Raw genomic sequence first — 21,071 nt, 5'->3', positions numbered from 1 at the left:
GCCCTGGCGCCCTCGCGGTAAAAATCTACATCCGGAATACCCCGTTCTTCGTCTCCGCCCACTTTTTATTTAAAGACACCGCAATGCCCATGGCAATGATCTTGCGGGTGTCCACCGGGTCAATGATGCCGTCGTCCCAAAGCCGGGCGGTGCTGTAATACGCCGATCCTTCTTTTTCATATTTATCCAAAATAGATTGCCGCAGCGCATCCCGCTCCGCCGCCGGAAACTCCTTGCCGGCGGCCTTCAGTTGCTCCTCCTTCACCGTCGTCAGTACGCCCGCTGCCTGCTCGCCGCCCATTACTGATATCTTCGAGTGTGGCCACATAAACAACAACCGCGGATCATAAGCGCGACCGCACATGGCATAGTTGCCCGCCCCAAAGGAGCCGCCAAACACTACGGTAAACTTGGGTACATTGGCATTTGCTACGGCATGCACCATCTTGGCGCCATCGCGCGCAATGCCCTTGTGCTCATACTCCTTGCCCACGATAAAGCCCGTGATGTTTTGTAAAAACAAAATCGGCGTGTTGCGCGCCGTGCACAGTTCTACAAAGTGCGCACCCTTTAATGCCGATTCGCCAAACAGCACGCCGTTATTGGCAATGATGCCCACCGGGTAGCCCATAATATGCGCAAAACCCGTTACCAGTGTAGGGGCATAGTTGGCTTTGAATTCATGAAAGCGACTGCCATCCACTATGCGGGCAATGATCTCTTTAGGATCAACCTGTTTTTTTAAGTCGGGTTGCACAATGCCGTATAGTTCCTGTGCATCGAACAACGGTTCTTCCGGTGGCAGCGTTTCCAATGATTGCTGCTCCGCTGGTGCAAATGTTTTAATGATGTTCCGGCAAATAACCAGGGCGTGCGCATCGTTCTCCGCAATATGATCCGCCACGCCGGAAATGGAGGTGTGCACCACCGCGCCGCCCAGCTCTTCTGCCGATACGATTTCGCCCGTAGCGGCTTTTACCAGTGGCGGGCCGCCGATGAAAATAGTACCCTGGTTGCGTACGATGATCGTTTCATCGCTCATGGCCGGAACGTAGGCCCCGCCTGCGGTACAGGAGCCCATCACGATGGCGATCTGGGGAATGCCCGCGGCCGACATCCGTGCCTGGTTGTAAAAAAAACGACCAAAATCATGACGATCCGGAAACACTTTATCCTGCTCCGGTAAAAAAGCTCCGCCGGAGTCTACCATATAAATACAGGGCAATCCGTTTTCCAGGGCGATCTCCTGCGCACGTACATGCTTTTTAATGGTCAGCTCCATATACGTGCCGCCTTTTACTGTAGCGTCGTTGGCAATGATCAGCACCGGGCGGCCGTGCACAATGCCGATGCCCGTAACAATACCCGCACCGGGAAACTGGTTGTCGTACATATCAAAAGCCGCCAGGGGGCTCAGTTCCAGGAAGGGCGTGTTGGGGTCCAGCAGGTTGTTGATGCGCTCCCGCGCCAGCAGTTTACCTCTTTTTTTATGTTTCAATACGGCAGGGCGATCCTCATCGTGCACCACGCTTTGCAGGTGCCGGCGATAGGTTTCCATCAATGCCTCGTATGTTTTTTTACTTTCCTTAAAAATGGCAGCCGACGTGTCTACCTTTGATTGTATCTGGTACAAGGGTTTAAATTTTGATCCTATTAAAGTTATACGAAGTAAAGGAAAAAAGATTAAATTACTAACAAATGTTAGTTTTATTTTTGTGAATTTATATAGCCGGTAGTATCAGCGGTTTTATGGGCCGGGCTGTGGTGTCAGTGGCGTCTGTGTTGCGTCGCACTCTTGTGCTGTGGTGCAGGTGGCGGCTGCGTCCCCGGGTCCCCATTATCCCACCCATTCGTGGGACAAATGGGACCGGTGCGACATGCGGCACCTAAACCTGACAGGTCTAACACCCCGTCAATGCCGAAGCCGCGGCTGTAAGAGTTTTGCTATAATGCTGGTCCACCCGGTTTGGTGGCTGGCGCCCAGGCCGCGGCCATTGTCGCCATCAAAATATTCGTAAAATAAAATGGAATCTTTAAAATCCGGATCCGTTTGTGCTTTTTGATTGTCGCCGTTCACTGCCCGCCTTCCCTTTTCGTTTTTTAGGAAAATACTGCAGAGCCTTTGGGTAAGGTCTGCTGCTATTTCATCCAGTGTTAACCGTTGATCGGAACCCGTGGGGTAGTGTATTTTAAAATCATCCCCAAAATAAAAATGAAAGCGCTGCAGACTTTCAATGATCAGAAAATTGAGCGGCATCCAGATGGGGCCGCGCCAGTTGCTGTTGCCGCCAAACAGGTCGCTGTCGCTGTCGGCAGGGGTATAACGCACTACGAATTCAAGCCCCGCGGCATTCAGCACATAAGGGTTTTGCTGGTATACTTTGGAAAGCGCCCGTACGCCAAACTCGCCTAGAAATTCATTGGGATCGGCCATGCGCTCAATAATTTTCTTTAGCCGGTGCCCTCGCAGTAAGCTGAGCAAACTGGTGTTGCCTTTGCCGGGCTCATTCCAGCGGGATACCAGGTTGGCCAGTTCCGGTTTATGGCTTAATACCCATTCCAGGTGTTTGCTGAAAGTGGGTAATTTGTTCAGTATATCCTGGTCGATCACTTCCACTGCAAACAGGGGAATCAATCCCACGGCGCTTCTCAGCCGCAGGGAAGAACTGGTGCCATTGGGGAATTGCAGCATGTCGTAATAAAACTGGTCTTCCTCATCCCATAAGCCCAAACCATCTTCACTGGCGGAATTGATCGCATAAGCAATGGCCAGAAAATGTTCAAAAAATTTACTGGCCATACTTTCATACACGGGATTATAAAGTGCCAATTCTAAAGCGATGCGCATCATGTTGAGCGCGTACATGGCCATCCAACTGGTGCCATCTGCCTGTTCCAGCACCGCGCCGTTGGGCAGCGTAGCGTTCCGATCAAAAATGCCGATATTATCCAACCCTAAAAAACCGCCTTCGAAAATATTATTGTCGTTAGCATCTTTTTGGTTTACCCACCAGGAAAAGGTCAGCAGCAGCTTCTGAAAAACAGTCTCCAAAAAAGGCAGGTCGGGTATACCATTCAGTTTTTCATCGATCTTAAATACCCGGAACGCGGCCCAGGCATGTACCGGCGGGTTTACGCTGCTAAAGTTCCATTCATAAGCCGGCAGCTTGCCACACGGGTGCATATACCATTCTTTGGTAAGTAGTTTTAGTTGCTCTTTCGCAAACGCACTATCGATCAAACTAAAGCTGACGCACTGAAAGGCCAGGTCCCAACTGGCATACCAGGGATATTCCCATTTGTCGGGCATGGAAATGACCTCTGAATTGTCCAGCGTTTTCCATTCACCATTGCGGAGGCTTTTACGGCTTTCCGGCGGTTTCACTTGTGCCGGATCTCCATTCAGCCATTTGTATACATTGTAATGATAAAATTGCTTGTTCCACAGTAATCCGGCCAATGCCTGGCGGTGCACCAACCGCGCATCATCGGTTTTTAGCCCTACCTGTACGGTGGCATAAAAATCATTTGCTTCACTGATGCGGGTGGCAAATAAATGATCAACGTCTGCAAAAGGATCGTTGGTAGTTTTATCTGTTAAACGATAATACAAGGTAAGGGAACCACCGGCATCCACCATAAGATCCTGCTGAAAGGCAGCCTTCGTGCCGCTATTAGCCGGATTAGTGGCCTGCTTGTTTTTGCCGGTTATAAAATCATTGATACCATCCTTACAATAAGCATGCTCGTTGGCCGACTGGTACAACCGCTGGTTATTGGTCTCATTATCGCAAAATAAAAGTGCGCCTTTTACCCGGCTGTACAGTTTTTTTACCAACAGATCTTTATGATCGATGGCAATCTGTTGATCGCTTTCCTGTTGTAATACCGGCTTGTAATCATCATATCCCCAGGCCCAGGTGTTGCGAAACCAGATAGTGGGCAATACCACGATGGGTGCGGGTTGCAGGCCACGATTGTGTAGTGTGATTTTTATAAACAGGTCGTTCACATCCGCCTTGGCATATTCAATAAAAATGTCGAAGTATTCCTTGCTGTCAAAAATGCCGGTGTCAATCAGTTCGAACTCCGGATCCATTTTGCCCCGTCGCTTGTTTTCCTGCAGTAACTGGTTGTATGGAAATGCCTGCTGCGGGTATTTGTACAGCATTTTCATATAGCTGTGCGACGGCGTGCCGTCAAGGTAATAAAACAATTCTTTTACGTCTTCCCCATGATTGCCTTCACTGTTGGAAAGCCCAAAGAAGATCTCTTTTACGATCGGGTCTTTTTTGTTCCAGAAAGCGGGCGCAAAACAAAGCAGTTGCTTCGCATCACAGATGCCGCCAATGGCTTCCTCGCCCCAACGATAGGTTTTGCTGCGCGCCATATCATGCGTGGTATAATTCCAGGCATCGCCATTAGCGCTGTAATCTTCGCGCACATTGCCCCATTCCCGGTTGCTGACATAAGGCCCCCAGGCTCTCCAGTTAACATCCCGTAACCGTTCTTTTTCGTTCATCCAGTTTTAATTGATATCATGAAGTTGCCCGGTTTTATATCCAGGATCTATTTCTTGTTATTAAAGTTAAATCTAAAATAAAAGCCCCACATTACTGCGGGGCTGCTTAACGTTTATTTAAGGTCTTTATAAATATAAATGGGATCAACAGGGTTGCTGTCTGGTGTGATCTTCAGCAGGGAATGCAATTGCCCGTCGGCAAGACCATATACCCACCCGTGCAGGATCGGGGCCTGGCGCTCCTGCCATGCTTTTTGAATGATGGAGGTCTTGGCCAGTTTTTCCACCTGTTCTTTTACATTAAGCTCTACCAGCCGGTTTACCTTTTGTTTGTCATCGGGGAGGGCATCCACTTCATCCTTATATTTATAGTAAACATCTTTAACCACACGCAGCCACATATTCAGCACCTGGTGAAAATCATCATTGCTTAACGCAGCTTTAATACCTCCGCATCCATAGTGGCCGCAAACAATAACGTGTTTTACTTTTAAATGCGCCACAGCATATTCTAAAACGCTGATGAGGTTAATATCCGTGTGCACTACCAGGTTGGCGATATTGCGGTGCACAAATATTTCGCCGGAGGTAGTACCGGTCACTTCATTTGCGGGTACGCGGCTATCGCTGCATCCGATCCACAAAAACTCCGGTTGCTGTGAATCGGCCAGGTTATCAAAAAAATGCGGATCAATACTTAATTTGCCCGCGGCCCACTCTTTGTTATTCTGTAATAATTGTTCGTATGCGTTCATAATATTTTTTTAAAATGACTTTTATTTACTATTGTTTTTTTATGGGCGTACTGCTAAGTTACGCAAATTCAGGGGTTGCTTTTGATTCTTTCTTTTGCCGGGTACTGATGATCACCCTCGTGTAAGTCCTTCTTAAATGCCCGTCCCGGTTGTCGTTGGCCAGTATTTTATCGGAGAATCCGTGATCAATAAACCCGCTTGTTTCCAATTGCACGGTTATATTTTTTAACGGAGCGTGAATGATGAAGTCTTCAATTACTTCCACAATATCCTTATCGATATAATCGGCCCGCAACGCATCAATGATCACCTGCGCGCCCTCCGGCACTTTTTCCAGGTGCTGTTTGATGAGGGCCTTATTAAGGAAGGATACATCTTTACGCAGCCGGAAAAGATATTTTTTATTGCCTGTCACCACAAATACCGCTTTCCGGAAGTTGGAACGGAAGGCAAAGAAAAGGCCCACGGCAATACCAATGATCACGCCCTTTAAAAGATCGGTAGCCAGGATGGCCACAATGGTTATAATGAAGGGTAAGAACTGGTCCCATCCTTTTTGGTAATACAATTTGAATAAAGCGGGCTTTGCCAGTTTATACCCCGTAAAAATAAGGATAGCGGCCAGCGCGGTTTTGGGGATCAGGTTCAGCAAAAACGGAATGAAAGCTACGGAACTTAACAACAATAAGCCATGCAAGATGGCCGATACCTTTGTTTTGGCGCCCGCATTTACGTTGGCCGATGACCGCACGATAACGCTGGTAACCGGTATGCCTCCCAATAATCCCGAAACAATATTGCCCAATCCCTGTGCCTTTAGTTCCCTGTTAGCCGGGCTTACCCGCTGGAAAGGGTCCATATCATCCACCGCCTCCAGGCTTAGCAAGCTTTCCAGGCTGGCCACTAAAGCAACGGTTAGTGCCAGCGCCCACACCTGGGTGTTCCCGATCACGCTCCAGTCTGGACTTGTAAAGAATGAAACAAATTCTTTAGCAGAACCGGCTTGTGGAATGCTGACCAGGTACCCGCCGGATAAGGCGGGGAGCAACCCGGTGCTTGCAAACAGGACATTCAAACCGATCCCCAGGAAAACGATCAGCAACGGCGCGGGAATCAGTTTGATAAATCCTTTTTTACGGACAACGATCTTTTCCCAGATGAAATGAAAGACCAGGCAAATAATGCCTATTGCCAGGGCGCCGGGTGTAATGTGTGCAAATGCTTTAAAAAAATTGACAAAGATATTTCCGGCGGGAACAATGGATTCCTCATCATTGGCAGGCAAGGCCGACCGGTCGCCCAGCAACTGCGGCATTTGGTTAATGATAAGGATCAACCCAATGGCTGCCAGCATGCCTTTGATGACGCTGGTGGGTATATAATCGCCGATGATGCCCAGTTTGGCAAAACCCAGGATCAATTGAATAAGGCCTGCCAGCACTACTACTACCAGAAAGGCTTCAAATGATTGTAAGGTAAGAATGGCAGAGGCCACGATAGCAGTAAGCCCTGCTGCAGGACCGCTGACACTTAATTGCGAGCCGCTGACAATACCTACAATAATACCGCCGCAAACGCCTGCAATGATGCCGCTGAACAAGGGGGCATTGGATGCCAGCGCTACGCCCAAACACAGGGGCAGCGCCACTAAGAATACCACAATGGAAGAGGGAAGGTCTGCGGCCAGATTGGAAAAAATGCTTTTTGATTTGTATTGTGCATTCATAACTGAAGTATAAAATTTTATACAGCGCCCTTAACACGGGTCAACGACCTGTGTAGGGCAACTATTGTAAAACACTAGGAAATTGGTGAAAGCGAACAGCACATTGCTTGCGAAAGACGCTACTCTCGTTGGTCGCAATTCATTTATAAAAAATGCTCACTTTATTGCTCACAGGTTCCGCGGATGTTCACAGAAATATGGTATTCCTTCTGTGTAAATCTGAGTAATCTGTGAGAGCATTCTTCCGTCAACTTATTGCGCATGGTTCCCACATATACGCAGAAGATTTTACAGACACTTCAACTTTTGTACACATTTATGCCTATGTAGCGCAGGAGTATCTGCGATTTTTTCTGTGTGCCTCTGAATAATTTGTGGGAGAACTTTTCGTAAGGGACTATGCCGCCGCACAAAGACGTGCAGGTACGTGCTGTTAAGCTAATGAATTGGGTGGTGGTGCGTGCAGTTCGGGATGAAAGGCTATATAAATACTTTCATGTGTATGTATGTAATTGGTGTTTTGCAACGTGGAAGCGATGGAAAGGTCGTAATTGCCGGCGTGTAAATATTCCTCGTTAATATTCACATTTGGGTTGGAAGGAACTTTTTCATCGGTAGTGCCCGACAACGGGTTTGACCGATCTTTTTCCTTTGAATCCGTTTGTTGGGTTAGCTGTTGCCTGGCCTCATACACAAAAGGCAGGCTTACGGAAAGCCATGCAAGTGTCAATACCAACAGTACAGCCAGTAATTGAAGCGTTGTTCTTTTGTATGTAAAATTAGTTTGCACTGGTTGCAAAGGTAGCCCGTATCATTCAGTGCAGCAAGAAAATGGATAGAAATTACAATTCTTTAACGAAAGAGATTCTCGATGCTGGATTCTTGATACTTGATATTCGATATTTCGAATCCAGCATCAAAGATCCAGTATCCCATTGACTATTCACTTTTCACTATTGTACTCCCCCTTCACCGCATACCAGCCAAAGATCATTAGCCCGATGGCAATCGGTAAAAAGATGGCGATAATGATTACCCAGATCACAGGGTTATTAATATCTTTTTTGCCCTGTGCCTCTATATTATGAATGGCTCCCGTTAATAAAAAATAGATGATCGCCGGACCCGCCAGCAGCCATACAATACCCAGAAATTTTTTTATCGTATTCATAGCCGTCAGATAAGAAATTAAAAAATAAGGAATTAGTGATCCGTAACTTTATTATTAAGATACACGAGCCCGATGACAAAACAAAGTGCTGCTATCCCAATCGGGTACCAGAGCCCTATGAGCGGGTCGGTGGTAAACGTGGTTTGCAGCAACACGCCGATAAAAGGTACTAACCCGCCAAACACACCGTTGCCGATATGATAGGGCAGCGACATGGACGTATAACGAATGTGCACCGGGAACAGTTCTACCAGGAAAGCCGCAATGGGACCATAGACCATCGTTACATAAAAAATCAAAAGAAATACCAGTAAAACATATTTCCCTGTATGGGGCAGCACCTTATTTTTAATAACGGGTTTTCCTTCGAGTATTTTTCCGGAGGCACTTTGTAAAGTGTCTGTTTGTTCTTTGGCATATTGCGCCCCGTTCGAAAGCTTATAAAGTGTAGTGGTTAGTATCAGGGAATCGGTGCTATGCGCTAAAAGTTTTGTTTGTTGTTTTACTGTAGTGGTGCTGTTTTCAGCAGACCATTGCTGCACGTCAGCATCTTCCAGTAACTGGTTAAAAATGGGGCGATAGGTAACGATCGCCAACAGCATGCCGGCCAGCATCACCCATTTACGGCCGATCTTGTCGCTCAGCCATCCGAAGAAAATAAAGAAGGGCGTAGCCAGTACGATCGCCCAAAGTAAGATAAGGCGACTTTGCTCAAAGCTCAGGGCCACTTTTGTTTCCAAAAAACTTTGTGCATAAAACTGCCCGGTGTACCACACCACCCCTTGTCCCATGGTGGCGCCAAACAACGCCAGTAACACCATTTTGAAATTTCCTTTTTTGCGAAAACTTTCTTTCAGCGGATTTTTCGCAATCTTTCCCTCACTTTTCAGTTGGGCAAACAAGGGCGATTCCTGCATTTTTAATCGTATATAGACCGATACGATCACCAGGATAATGGAAAACCAGAACGGGTACCGCCAGCCACCCCATTCTGCATTAAATTTTTCATCGCTTATATTCATTTTTACCAGCATGATCACCCCCAGGGCCAGAAACAAACCCAGTGTAGCCGTGGTTTGTATCCAACTGGTATAAAAGCCCCTTTTGCCCGGCGGCGCATGTTCGGCTACATAAGTAGCAGCGCCCCCGTATTCACCGCCCAGCGCCAGCCCCTGCAATAACCGGAGCAGTAAAACGATCAGCGGCGCCGCCATGCCTATAGAATGATAGCCCGGAACCAGACCGATCAAAAAGGTAGACCCGCCCATTAATACCAGCGTGAGGAGGAAGGTGGATTTTCTTCCCAGGAGGTCGCCCAGCCTTCCGAAGAAGATCGCACCAAAGGGCCGTACGATAAAGCCGGCGGCAAATATGGCCAGCGTACTTAAAAGAGCAGCGGTGCTATTCCCTTCGGGAAAGAACTCCGTGGAAATGGTCTTTGCCAGCATGCCGAAAATGTAAAAATCGTACCATTCAATCAGCGTACCAAGAGAGGAGGCCCCGATCACCTTACGAAGCGTGCCGGATCCGGTCGTTTGTTTCATCTGTTTTATTTTTTATTAATGGCATTTTGATTTCCCACGTCCTGACCGCTATCGGGACGCGGCAATCATCGGGAGATCAAAAATGTTATGCATCCAAGCCGAAGTCTGAACCCGTTTCATTTCTGCTATTCGTCAAATACGAGAAAACCGCCGCAATCGTTATGCAAAACAATGTTAATAGCGTTCAAGATAATACTTCTTTTAATAAAACATCAATGAAATAAAATAATTTTTATTTACTACTTTTAGGCCTCGAAAAAATAATGTTATGTCATATCCCTTTCAGATTACAACGATTGAGCAATACCATGAAGATTATAAAAGAAGTGTGGAAGATCCGGAAGGATTTTGGTCGGATGTGGCCGATACTTTTGAATGGAAGAAAAAACAACCGTTCAGCAGCCGTGTGCTGGAATGGAATTTTACAGAACCGAAAGTAAAATGGTTTGAAGGCGCGAAGCTGAATATTACGGAGAATGCGTTGGATCGTCATTTAAAGACCAATGGCGATACGCCCGCCATTATCTGGGAGCCCAATGATCCCAATGAAAAAACAAGAACACTTAGCTATAAGGTCTTGCACCGTAAGGTTTGCGAATTTGCCCAGGTATTAAGGAATAACGGCGTTAAAAAAGGCGACCGGGTTTGTATTTATATTGGTATGGTGCCGGAGCTGGCTATTGCGGTGCTGTCCTGTGCACGCATTGGGGCGATCCACTCGGTGATCTTTGGCGGATTCTCTGCACAAAGTATTGCAGACCGGCTGGAAGATGCCGGCGCTGAGTATATTATTACCTGCGATGGCGCCTACCGTGGTGCTAAGGATATACCCTTGAAGTCGATTATTGATGATGCCCTGATCGGAAATAAAACCGTGAAAAGGGTCATTGTTCATACCCGCACGCGTACACCCGTTAGTATGCTCAAAGGACGCGATGTTTGGTGGCGGGATGAGGTGGATGCGGTTATTGAAAATATGCACGACGAAGTCCTGGATGTTCCGGCCGAAGTAATGGATGCCGAAGATCCTTTGTTTATTTTGTATACTTCGGGTAGTACCGGGAAACCCAAAGGCGTTGTGCATACCGTTGCGGGGTATATGTTATGGACGACCTATACTTTTGTGAATGTATTCCAGTACCAGCCGGGGGATGTTTTTTTCTGTACGGCAGATATCGGTTGGATCACCGGTCATAGTTATATTGTTTACGGTCCGTTGCTGGCAGGTGCCACCGGGCTGATGTTTGAGGGTATTCCTACCTGGCCGGATGCCGGTCGCTTCTGGAATATTGTGGACAAGCACCAGGTGAATATTTTATATACTGCGCCTACGGCCATCCGCTCGCTGATGAGCTATGGACTCGATCCTTTAAAAGACAAAGACCTTTCCTCTTTAAAAGTGCTGGGCACCGTAGGGGAACCGATCAATGAGGAAGCCTGGCATTGGTATGACGAACATATTGGTAAAAAGAAATGCCCTGTAGTGGACACCTGGTGGCAAACGGAAACCGGGGGCATCTTAATATCGAACCTTGCAGGCGTAACGCCGTCAAGGCCCAGTTGGGCTACATTGCCGCTGCCGGGTGTGCAACCCCTGCTGGTAGATGAAAAAGGCGAAGAGATCACGGAATTTACAGATGATGTAATGAGCGGTAATTTATGTATGCGGGCGCCCTGGCCGGGGATTTTAAGAACGACGTGGGGCGATCATGAGCGCTGCCGCCAAACCTATTTCAGTACCTATAAGGATTTGTATTTTACGGGAGACGGCGCCTGGAGGGACGAAGCAGGCAATTTCAAAATAACCGGCCGGGTAGATGATGTGCTGAATGTAAGCGGTCATCGGTTGGGTACTGCAGAAGTGGAGAATGCGATCAATATGCACGCCAGCGTGATCGAAAGCGCCGTGGTAGGTTATCCGCACGAGGTAAAAGGGCAGGGGGTTTATGCTTATGTGGTGCTGGACGGAAAGCGTCGTAAAGAAGATGATGAGTTGACGAAAAAAGATATCCTGGCAACGGTAAGCCGGATCATCGGGCCTATTGCGAAACCCGATAAGATCCAGTTTGTAAGCGGGTTGCCCAAGACGCGCAGCGGGAAGATCATGCGTCGTATTTTACGTAAAGTGGCAGAAGGGGAGTTAAATAATTTGGGTGATACTACAACGCTGTTGGATCCTGCAATCGTAGATGAGATCAAAGAGGGAAAATTATAAAAAAGCTTTAGCTGGGAAGGGGGAAATACAGGAAGGTGTTTTTTCAAATGCCTTTAATTTACCGTTTCACCGCCTTCCGGTCTGAGTACCGCTTTTGCAGCCCACCTGGTCCTACAGAAACAACGCTAATTGCGTTATTTCGGTTTCCACCTGCTTTTTCGGTTTCCGGGCCGCGACCGTTTCAACGGGTAGGTCGTTTTCAAAATAACGATTGACCCCGGTTATTACCATGCCGGTAACCCGTTCCACCCCTTCATTGTTGATTTTTTTATGAATGCTAAGCTGGCAGTTGATCACCGTTCCGTTTTTAAACTGGACTTTCCCGGATTGTACGAGTTTGTTGAATTCTTTCGATTGCATGGTAAAACTGCGGGTGCTTCCTTTATATAAGCCCGTCCATTTACTGCTGCTCTTTTTTAATACCGGCGAAATGATTTCAATGTCGGCCTCATCAATTGTTTCCGGCTCAACTGGATTGGCTGTAAGTATAAAAGATTCGAATTCCTGCCGGGGTACATTTTTTTCGTAGGCGATCAATGTTCTATCCTCATCTGGTGCGAGGAACTGTACCCGGCTGATCCTGGGATAACGGCTTAATAGTTCAAAAAAGTTAGACCGCCGCTTTTTAATAACCTTGCTATCATCGAGGCTGGCGCAACCCGTTAGCAACCGTTGTTTTAACTGCTCCATTTGCCACTGCAGTTTTTCTTTGTCAGCAGCGTCGGACGCTAAAGGTCCGTCAAACAATTGTTGCACCAGTTGTTGGGTTGCTTCACTGGCTGTAGCGGAAAGCGGAGTAGTAATAATACGCACCAGCGCTGCCGTAATGATCGTGACCGCTGCTGCACCTGTGGGCGTTGCTTTTTTCAGGGCTACTTTAAAACGTCTCCGGAAATCCTTTTCAGTCAGGGGCGTGGTTTCAATAATGATCCGAAGCTTTAAACGCGTGGCAATCTCCCGGATGAGCGCCAGCAGTTCATACTCGCATTTATTCAGGATCATTGCATCCATTAAATGCGTCTTTTCTTCAAAAAAATATGCTACTTCAATACAATTACTGCCGGTAGAAAATGCTTCGTCACTTACACTCATTGCGTTCCGTCTGTTTTAAATGGGCTGCGAAAATAATGTTTTTTTGACTGGGAAGAGGTTTCCTGGTGGGGATGTGGACGAAAGCGCACCTTTTTATATACCGTTTGTTGGTGTGATGAATAAGGAAGCTCACAGATGGCACGGATTCTCACAGAAGGGATTATTAATCTGTGTAAATCTGAGAAATCCGTGAGAAAAAAGTATTGGAAGCTATAAGAAGGATAATGAGGGGCACAGATTCCGCGGATTTTCACAGAAGGACTTCAAAAATCTGTGTGACGCTGTGCTATCTGTGAGAAAATATAAATGTTATCTGCCGGCAGGAACCGATAAAAAAAATTTGTGTAGTTAAATGACTACATGTATTTTTGTAGTCAAATAGCTACATAATGAATCTGAGACGAGATGTTTTTCAGGCGATAGCCGACCCCACCCGACGGGCGATACTGCTGCTGGTGGCTACCCAGTCCATGACGGCGGGTGCTATAGCGGCCAATTTTGATACGGCACGGCCTACGGTTTCCAAACACCTGCAAATACTTACTGAATGTGAACTGCTGCAACCCGAACAAAACGGCCGGGAAATCTATTATCACTTCAATCCAAGAAAGATGAAAGCAATAGCCGATTTTATCGAGCCCTTCCGCAATATGTGGGACGACCGGTTTAATAAACTGGAAAGTATCATGAAAAAATATAAACCTAAAAAATGATCAATCATGGAACGGAAAACAAAAGTGAATGCCGAAGACGGCAAACAGGAAATTCATATCACGAGGGAATTTGAACTACCCGTAGCCTTATTGTTCAAAGCATTTGCCGACCCTGAAATTGTTGAACAATGGATGGGAACAAATGTATTGAAACAGGAAAATAAACAGCACGGCGGCTATCAGTATGAAACAACCGATGCGAAGGGGAACGTGGTATTCCGGGCTAACGGAACCATACATGAATTTGTTCCGGATCAAAAAATTATTCGGACATTCAAAATGGAAAACACGCCTTTTGAGGTGCAACTGGAATTCCTGGAATTTGAACCCCTGACGGATGATACCAGCCGCCTGCAAATGCACGTAATATACCGGTCGGTTGCGGGCAGGGACCAGATACTGCAATTACCCTTTGTTCAAGGTATAAATTGGGCGCATGACCGTTTGCAGGAAATCGTAAACAAATTGAAATAACCGCTATGTCAAAACGAAACAGAATTATTTATTGGATCGCGACGGCCTGGCTGGCGTTGGGCATGTTGTCTACCGGAATAGTGCAATTAATAAAAACAAAAGAGGAAACAGCGCTGATGAGCCATCTGGGCTATCCAGACTATTTATTATACCTGCTGGGCGTCTGGAAAATACTGGGTGTTGTAGCAGTGCTGGTCCCAAAATTTCCTTTGCTGAAGGAATGGGCCTATGCCGGTTTTTTCTTTGCCATGTCCGGCGCCATTATTTCACATCTGATCGTCGGAGATGCCGCTAAAGATCTTTTTGGCCCGGTGCTGCTGCTGGTACTCACAGCAACGTCCTGGTATTTTCGGCCCGCCGGCAGGAAATTAGCTGCATAAATCAATAACGGCATAACTTTAGCAGCGTGTAGTATTGGTTAAGGCATGAACATAAAATTATAAACCCATGGACCCAAAAGTTGACTTCTATTTTAATAAAGGAAAATGGCAGAAAGAAATAATAAAACTGCGGAAGATTGCCCTGGATTGCGGGCTTACAGAAGCATTGAAATGGGGCTGCCCCTGTTATACTTTTGAAGGGGCCAACGTTGTATTAGTTCATGTGTTTAAAGAATACTGTGCCTTTTTATTTTTTAAAGGGGCATTGCTGCAGGATACGGAAGGCCTTCTGATCCGGCAAACGGAGAATGTACAATCGGCACGGCAGATACGCTTTACTGGTCTAAAGGAAATAACGGATCATGTAGCTGCGCTGAAGGCCTATATTTATGAAGCCATTGAAGTGGAAAAAGCAGGACTGAAAGTGCGGTTAAAAAAAACCGTCGATTATAAGATCCCGGAAGAGTTTCAGATGAAACTAAAAGAAACGCCGGGGCTGAAGACTGCCTTTAATGCACTGACCCCCGGACGCCAGCGGGCCTATCTTTTTTATTTCGGGCAAGCTAAATTGTTAAAAACGAGAGTGGCGCGAGTTGAGAAGTCTGTTCAGCAAATCCTTGACGGGAAAGGATTGGACGACTAAGGGCCTCCGGGGAATATGAAAAAACCGGAAAATTATTTAAAACGAATAGAAGCACATGAACAATAAAAAAAGCATATCAGCGCAGCAACAGTCAGCCTTATTGAGCTTGCTGAAAGATCGGTTTAATAAAAACAGCACCCGTCATAAGGGCGTGAAATGGGCCGATGTGCAGACACGGTTGGAAGCGCATCCTGCAAAATTATGGTCGTTGAACGAAATGGAGCGCACCGGGGGAGAACCCGACGTGGTGGACTTCGACAAGAAAACAGGCGCCTGTATTTTTTATGATTGCTCCGCCGAAAGTCCCAAAGAGCGCAGAAGTCTTTGTTATGATCTGGAGGCCCTGGCATCAAGAAAAGAACATAAGCCCGCCAATAGCGCCAGAGAGCTGGCAGCCGAAATGGGCATTGAACTTTTAACCGAAGAACAATACCGGAAGCTGCAGCAATTGGGGAAATTTGATATGAAAACATCAAGCTGGGTGCAAACACCTCCAGGTATCAGAAAGTTGGGCGGCGCGCTTTTTTGTGATCGCCGCTACGACACGGTTTTCCTGTATCATAACGGCGCAGAATCTTATTACGCAGCAAGAGGATTTCGCGGCCTGTTAAGAGTATGAACAATATTGTTAGTTGTCTCAAGAGCCATTTTAAACCATAGAGAAAACGGAGAAGATGCTTTGATTAACTCTTTGCTAAACCTCCGTCCGGGCCCACTGTGGTTTTGTTGTTAAGTCAGCGCCATAACTGCCTGAAAGATTCATTCGTGCATTCGTGGCGGTGTTTATTTTACGTATTCGCTCTAATTGTTCTCCTACCTCACTCAAAATCGTTAAATTGCCGGAACAATTTTGTCATATGCAAACATCCAGAAGAAATTTTATTAAGAAAAGTACTTTAGCGGTGGCAGGTACAGCACTGCTTTCAAAAGGGGTTTTCGCAGCCGCAGCAAAAGAAAAGATCACCGGGTTGCAATTGTATTCGGTTCGTGCAGATATGCGCAGTGCGCCGTTGGAAACCTTGAAAAAATTAGCAGGATTTGGTTATAAGTATGTGGAGCATGCCGGGTATAGCGATGGGAAATTTTATGGCTATCCTGCAAAGGAGTTTAAAAAAATATTGGATGACCTGGGGTTAAAAATGCCCAGCGGCCACACAGTGCTGAACGGGAAGCATTGGGATGAGGCTAAAAAAGATTTTACGGATGCCTGGAAACAAACAATAGCAGACGCCGCTGTCATGGAACAACGTTTTGTGATCAGCCCCTGGCTGGATGAGAACCTGCGCAAGGATTATGATGGGTTACTAAAATGGCTGGACGTATTTAACCGCTGCGGCGCCCTGTGTAAAAAGTCCGGCATGAAATTCGGATACCATAATCACAATTTTGAGTTTACGGCGGTGTTGAACGGGTCAACCGTTTACGATCTTATTTTGAAACACACAGATCCTTCTCTGGTGGCGCAACAGTTAGACACCGGCAATATGTATGGGGTCGGTGGTCGTGCGTTGAATATACTGAACAAATATCCCGGTCGTTTCGAATTATTACACGTAAAGGATGAAATAAAAAGTCCCGGCAAAGGCGAGATGAACGATGGGTACGATAGCACTGTTTTGGGTAAAGGTATTGTAGGCATACAGGAAGTGCTCCGGGTTGCTGCGGCAAAAGGCGGCACTAAATATTTTATCATTGAGCAGGAATCTTACCAGGACCTCACTCCGCTGGAGGCGGCTAAACAGGACCTGCAGGCGATGCATAAGTGGGGGTACTAGAACAACAGAGCATTTTGGGTTTGATGTTTCTTATCTGACGCTTGTCGCTTAATGCAGAACGCTTAAGGCTTAATGCGGGATACGGGCTGTTGTTTGTCGTCTCACGTCTGACGAATATTGCAGCCTGGGTTTGGTTGTTGATCTGCCATTCAAATCGCAGATCAGAAATCAGCCATCATATATTTTCAAATGAGATGTATTATTCTGAAAACTTAAGGTCTTTCGTTAAATGTCAAACGAGAAACGGGAAACTAGGATCAGGTACCTGGCGTTTAGCATTATGCGTTTCGCGTTAAGCTTTGAATCTTTAACCCATAACCCGAAACAGCTCCTTTGGGTTATCCACCTCTTTTCCACATTTTGCGACTCTTTTCCACGCTTGGTGTGCATAAACAGGCTTCTGTTTTGTATCGGGAACCGTTATTTTCGCCAGTACATTAAATTAGGAACATTGTGCGTTTAAAAAGTCTGGAAATAAAAGGATTTAAAAGTTTCGCCGATAAAACGATCGTCAATTTTGATGATAATATTACCGGCATTGTGGGACCGAACGGCTGCGGAAAATCCAATATTGTGGATAGCATCCGCTGGGTGATCGGTGAGCAAAAGATCAGCAATTTAAGAAGCGAAAACCTTGATTCTCTGGTGTTTAATGGTTCGAAAACCCGGTCGGCCAGCGGCCTGGCAGAAGTAAGCCTTACGTTTGAAAATACCAAAAACCTGTTGCCTACTGAATTTAGTACCGTACGGATCACCCGCAAATTTTACAAAAGCGGGGAGAGTGAATACCGCCTGAATGACGTGCAATGCCGCCTGAAAGATATCCAGAATCTTTTCATGGATACAGGGGTAAGCACCGATTCTTATGCCATCATTGCATTGGATATGGTGGACGACCTCATCAAAGACAAGGATAATAGCCGCCGGCGGATGTTGGAGCAGGCTGCGGGTATTTCCATCTATAAAACGCGTAAAAAAGAAGCCCGCCAGAAACTGGACGCTACCGAACAAGACTTAAACCGTATTGAGGATCTCCTGTTTGAGATCAATAACCAGTTAAAAGCGCTGGAGAGCCAGGCGAAAAAGGCAGAGAAATACCACGAGATAAAAAAAGAATACCGCGAGGTAAGTATTGAACTGGCTAAAGCCGCCCTGGAGGGATTTAATCTTACCTACAAAGAATTAAACGAACAGCAGCAGACGGAAACCGATAAAGTAGTGCAACTGGAAGCAGCGATTGCTACAGGCGAATCCAATATTGAGCAGGAAAAGCTGGTGTTTATTGAAAAAGAGCGCGCCCTGCAAAGTATGCAGGCGGCTTATAATGAATTGGTGCAACAGGTGCGTACGAAAGAAGGCGACAAGAACCTGGCAGTGCAGCGTTTGCAATATTTGAAAGAAAAAGAAACCGGTTTGCAGGAGTTCCTCGCAAAATCCGATGCGCAGTTAAAAGGCATCGAGGAAAGCATCGCCTTTACCCAGTCGCAGGTGGCTGAAGAAGAAGGCGCTTATGAAGGGCTGACAGAGCAACTGGAAAACTTTCGCGACGAAGTAACGGTGAAACGCAATGTGCTGGATGAGCAACGCGGAAGTATGGACGGGTTGCGTGTGGAATACCAGCAGGTACAGCGCGAACAATTTGAAGCCGAGAAGAAAGTAGCGGTAGCCGATACTTCTATTCAAAACCTGCAACGTACCCTTACGCAGATAGAGGATGATTCAGCACAGCGGGAAGAGCAACTGCAAAAAATAGAAACGGACCGCCGGCAAAAAGAGCAGGAACTGGAAGAAAAGAAGGAGTCGCTGGAACAACTGCAGGCGCATCATGATCATACAAAAGAACAGATCTTACAAACCCAGGGTATCGTAGAAGAATTGCGCAATCAACTGGCGGATGAAACCCGTATACTGGATGCCAAACGTAATGAGCACGACCTGCTAAAAAGTATGATCGACTCGATGGAAGGCTACCCGGAGAGTGTTAAGTTCTTACACAATAATAAAGAATGGAATACCCAGGCGCCGATCCTTTCTGATATCCTTTATGTAAAGGAAGAATACCGTACGGCGCTGGAAAATGTATTGGAACCTTACCTGAACTATTATGTCATCGACAACCTGCAACAGGGATTACAGGCGGTTCATTTGTTAAGCGATCAGAAAAAAGGGAAGGCTAACTTTTTCCTTTTGAATAAAATTGAGGAAGCTGCCGGAAATGGGAATGGACACAGCTTACAGGGCGCTACTCCTGCATTGGAAGTGATCGAGGTAGAAGGAAAGTACCGCAAACTGGCGGAGCATCTGCTGGGCAATGTATTTATTGCGGAAGGAGAAGAAGCCCTGGAAAACAGCAACGGATCGGTGGTGATTGAAAAGCAAGGTAAGTTTGTAAAGGGTAAATTTACGCTTACCGGAGGCAGCGTGGGACTCATTGAGGGTAAGAAGATCGGGAGGGTAAAGAACCTGGAAAAATTGCAGGGAGATATTGCAAAGCAGGACGAAGTGGTGCATGAATTACGTGCACAGATCCAGACAAGGCATAACGAAGTGATCGCATTTAATGAAGACCTGCGCGAAAATGCCATTAAAGAAACGCAGAAAGAAATACAGGAACTGACGAATATGGTTTTTGCGCTGCAAAACCGATCCGAAAATATTCAGAGCCAGCAAAGCACCGCCCGGAACCGGATGGAAGAATTGTTGGTCCAATTGCAGCATACGCAAAGCTCCGTAGCGGGGGTACGCCAGTCGTTGGCCGAATTTAATGAACTATTGCAGTTGAACGCCAATAAGCTGGCGGAGGCGGAAGCTGCCTTTAAGCAAGCGGAAAGCCAGTATCAGCAGGCCTCTGCCGAATTTAATGAGTTTAACCTGAATGTTACCCGCCAGCAAAGTAAGGTAACGGCGTTGAAGCAGGAATTAGCATTCAAATCCAACCAACTGGAAGAACTGAAGCGCCAGATTGAACAAAGTACCGTTCAACTTTCCGATACCGGCAGCGATATCGTGAATTCCGGCAACGCGCTAAAAGAAATAGAACAGGCCCTGCTGGAACTGATCCACAACCGGGAACGGGATCAGCAAATATTGAACGAGGCAGACCAGACCTACTATAATATGCGCAACCTGCTGAACGAAAAGGAAAGTGAACTGCGCCATAAGATCAGGGAAAAAGAACAGGTAGAGCATTTGCTGGCGGCCATTAAAGACAAACTAAATGATCTTAAACTGCAACTGGCAGGAACGCGGGAGCGTTTGAATGTGGAGTTTAAGATCCAGATCGAAGATATTCTGGATGATCCGCGTAACACGGAAACAGCAACGGAAGAACTACAGGAAAAAGCAGACCGTATGAAGAAACGCCTGGAGAACCTGGGCGAGGTAAATCCAACCGCGATAGAAGCATTTACCGAAATGAAGAAACGGTATGAGTTTATCGTGGAGCAAAAAAGTGACCTGGTAACAGCGAAGGAAAGTCTGCTGAAAACCATTGAAGAAGTAGAAGCCACCGCCAACCAAAAATTCCTGGACACCTTCAACCAGGTGCGGGAGAATTTTATGCAGGTATTTAAATCCCTGTTTACCGAGGATGATCAGTGCGACCTGGTGTTGGAAAACCCTGAAAACCTTGCTGAGACCGGCATTGACGTTGTTGCCAAGCCTAAAGGAAAACGGCCCACATCGTTAACGCAGTTGAGCGGGGGAGAGCGGACCCTGACCGCCACCGCCTTATTATTTGCGATCTATCTGATTAAACCGGCACCCTTCTGTATCCTGGATGAGGTTGACGCGCCACTGGATGATGCCAATGTGGGCAAGTTCACCAACATGATCCGCCAGTTCAGTGACAACTCGCAGTTCATCATCGTTACCCACAACAAAACCACTATGAGCACGGTGGATGTTATTTATGGGGTAACCATGCAGGAACCCGGCGTAAGTAAACTGGTAAGTGTGGACTTCAGAAGCCTGGCGGCGGCGCAGAATTAATTTTATAATATTCTTTTTATGCTGCCACCTGTTGAACCGCTCTGCGAGGCGTCCTTCGCCTCGCAGCATTA

16 protein-coding genes are annotated in these 21,071 nt (G+C 46.6%); 8 read left to right on the top strand and 8 right to left on the bottom strand.

Annotated elements, in window-relative coordinates:
• Positions 1-25 precede the first annotated feature (25 nt).
• The 7 genes from NIASO_RS09280 to NIASO_RS09250 all read right to left on the bottom strand — a co-directional run bounded on the left by NIASO_RS09280 (position 26) and on the right by NIASO_RS09250 (position 9,718).
• Positions 26-1,633, bottom strand: a complete 1,608-nt coding sequence (locus NIASO_RS09280) for a carboxyl transferase domain-containing protein (RefSeq protein WP_008584104.1) — start codon at positions 1,631-1,633, stop codon at positions 26-28.
• A 279-nt stretch (positions 1,634-1,912) separates the two neighbouring features.
• Positions 1,913-4,522: an MGH1-like glycoside hydrolase domain-containing protein gene (locus tag NIASO_RS09275; protein ID WP_008584106.1), complete on the bottom strand. Its 2,610-nt coding sequence runs from the start codon at positions 4,520-4,522 to the stop codon at positions 1,913-1,915.
• Between the two features lie 113 nt (positions 4,523-4,635).
• The gene (locus NIASO_RS09270; RefSeq protein WP_008584108.1) at positions 4,636-5,277 is read right to left on the bottom strand and encodes a carbonic anhydrase; all 642 of its coding nucleotides are present in this window, start codon (positions 5,275-5,277) and stop codon (positions 4,636-4,638) included.
• A gap of 58 nt (positions 5,278-5,335) precedes the next feature.
• A complete protein-coding gene (locus NIASO_RS09265; protein ID WP_008584110.1) occupies positions 5,336-7,003 on the bottom strand; it encodes a SulP family inorganic anion transporter in 1,668 nt (555 codons plus the stop codon).
• 433 nt (positions 7,004-7,436) lie between these two features.
• Complete coding sequence (locus tag NIASO_RS09260; RefSeq protein WP_025298847.1) at positions 7,437-7,793, bottom strand: hypothetical protein; 357 nt, start codon at positions 7,791-7,793, stop codon at positions 7,437-7,439.
• Positions 7,794-7,946: 153 nt separating this feature from the next.
• Positions 7,947-8,174: a DUF6814 family protein gene (locus tag NIASO_RS09255; RefSeq protein ID WP_008584115.1), complete on the bottom strand. Its 228-nt coding sequence runs from the start codon at positions 8,172-8,174 to the stop codon at positions 7,947-7,949.
• A 32-nt stretch (positions 8,175-8,206) separates the two neighbouring features.
• A complete protein-coding gene (locus tag NIASO_RS09250; protein WP_008584117.1) occupies positions 8,207-9,718 on the bottom strand; it encodes an MFS transporter in 1,512 nt (503 codons plus the stop codon).
• A 268-nt stretch (positions 9,719-9,986) separates the two neighbouring features.
• Here NIASO_RS09250 and acs point away from each other — a divergent pair, with 268 nt between their 5' ends.
• Complete coding sequence (gene acs / locus NIASO_RS09245) at positions 9,987-11,933, top strand: acetate--CoA ligase (protein WP_008584119.1); 1,947 nt, start codon at positions 9,987-9,989, stop codon at positions 11,931-11,933.
• A gap of 111 nt (positions 11,934-12,044) precedes the next feature.
• Here acs and NIASO_RS09240 read toward each other — a convergent pair whose 3' ends face one another.
• Complete coding sequence (locus NIASO_RS09240; protein ID WP_008584120.1) at positions 12,045-13,025, bottom strand: hypothetical protein; 981 nt, start codon at positions 13,023-13,025, stop codon at positions 12,045-12,047.
• 389 nt (positions 13,026-13,414) lie between these two features.
• Here NIASO_RS09240 and NIASO_RS09235 point away from each other — a divergent pair, with 389 nt between their 5' ends.
• The 7 genes from NIASO_RS09235 (at position 13,415) to smc (ending at position 21,000) form a co-directional block, all read left to right on the top strand.
• Positions 13,415-13,738, top strand: coding sequence for an ArsR/SmtB family transcription factor (locus NIASO_RS09235; protein ID WP_008584122.1), 324 nt, complete (start codon positions 13,415-13,417; stop codon positions 13,736-13,738).
• Between the two features lie 6 nt (positions 13,739-13,744).
• Complete coding sequence (locus NIASO_RS09230) at positions 13,745-14,212, top strand: SRPBCC family protein (RefSeq protein ID WP_008584124.1); 468 nt, start codon at positions 13,745-13,747, stop codon at positions 14,210-14,212.
• Positions 14,213-14,217: 5 nt separating this feature from the next.
• Positions 14,218-14,592, top strand: coding sequence for a DoxX family protein (locus tag NIASO_RS09225; protein WP_008584126.1), 375 nt, complete (start codon positions 14,218-14,220; stop codon positions 14,590-14,592).
• Between the two features lie 67 nt (positions 14,593-14,659).
• A complete protein-coding gene (locus NIASO_RS09220) occupies positions 14,660-15,235 on the top strand; it encodes a YdeI/OmpD-associated family protein (RefSeq protein WP_008584127.1) in 576 nt (191 codons plus the stop codon).
• Positions 15,236-15,290: 55 nt separating this feature from the next.
• Positions 15,291-15,854, top strand: a complete 564-nt coding sequence (locus NIASO_RS09215) for a DUF4256 domain-containing protein (protein WP_008584129.1) — start codon at positions 15,291-15,293, stop codon at positions 15,852-15,854.
• A gap of 238 nt (positions 15,855-16,092) precedes the next feature.
• Positions 16,093-17,010 carry a TIM barrel protein gene (locus tag NIASO_RS09210; RefSeq protein WP_025298846.1) on the top strand — a complete coding sequence of 306 codons (918 nt, stop codon included), beginning with the start codon at positions 16,093-16,095 and terminating at the stop codon, positions 17,008-17,010.
• A gap of 453 nt (positions 17,011-17,463) precedes the next feature.
• Positions 17,464-21,000 carry a chromosome segregation protein SMC gene (gene smc / locus NIASO_RS09205; RefSeq protein ID WP_008584133.1) on the top strand — a complete coding sequence of 1,179 codons (3,537 nt, stop codon included), beginning with the start codon at positions 17,464-17,466 and terminating at the stop codon, positions 20,998-21,000.
• Positions 21,001-21,071: the final 71 nt, after the last annotated feature.

The sequence above is a fragment of the Niabella soli DSM 19437 genome (assembly GCF_000243115.2).
Lineage (GTDB): Bacteria > Bacteroidota > Bacteroidia > Chitinophagales > Chitinophagaceae > Niabella > Niabella soli.
This window is presented reverse-complemented; position numbering and strand designations above follow the sequence as displayed.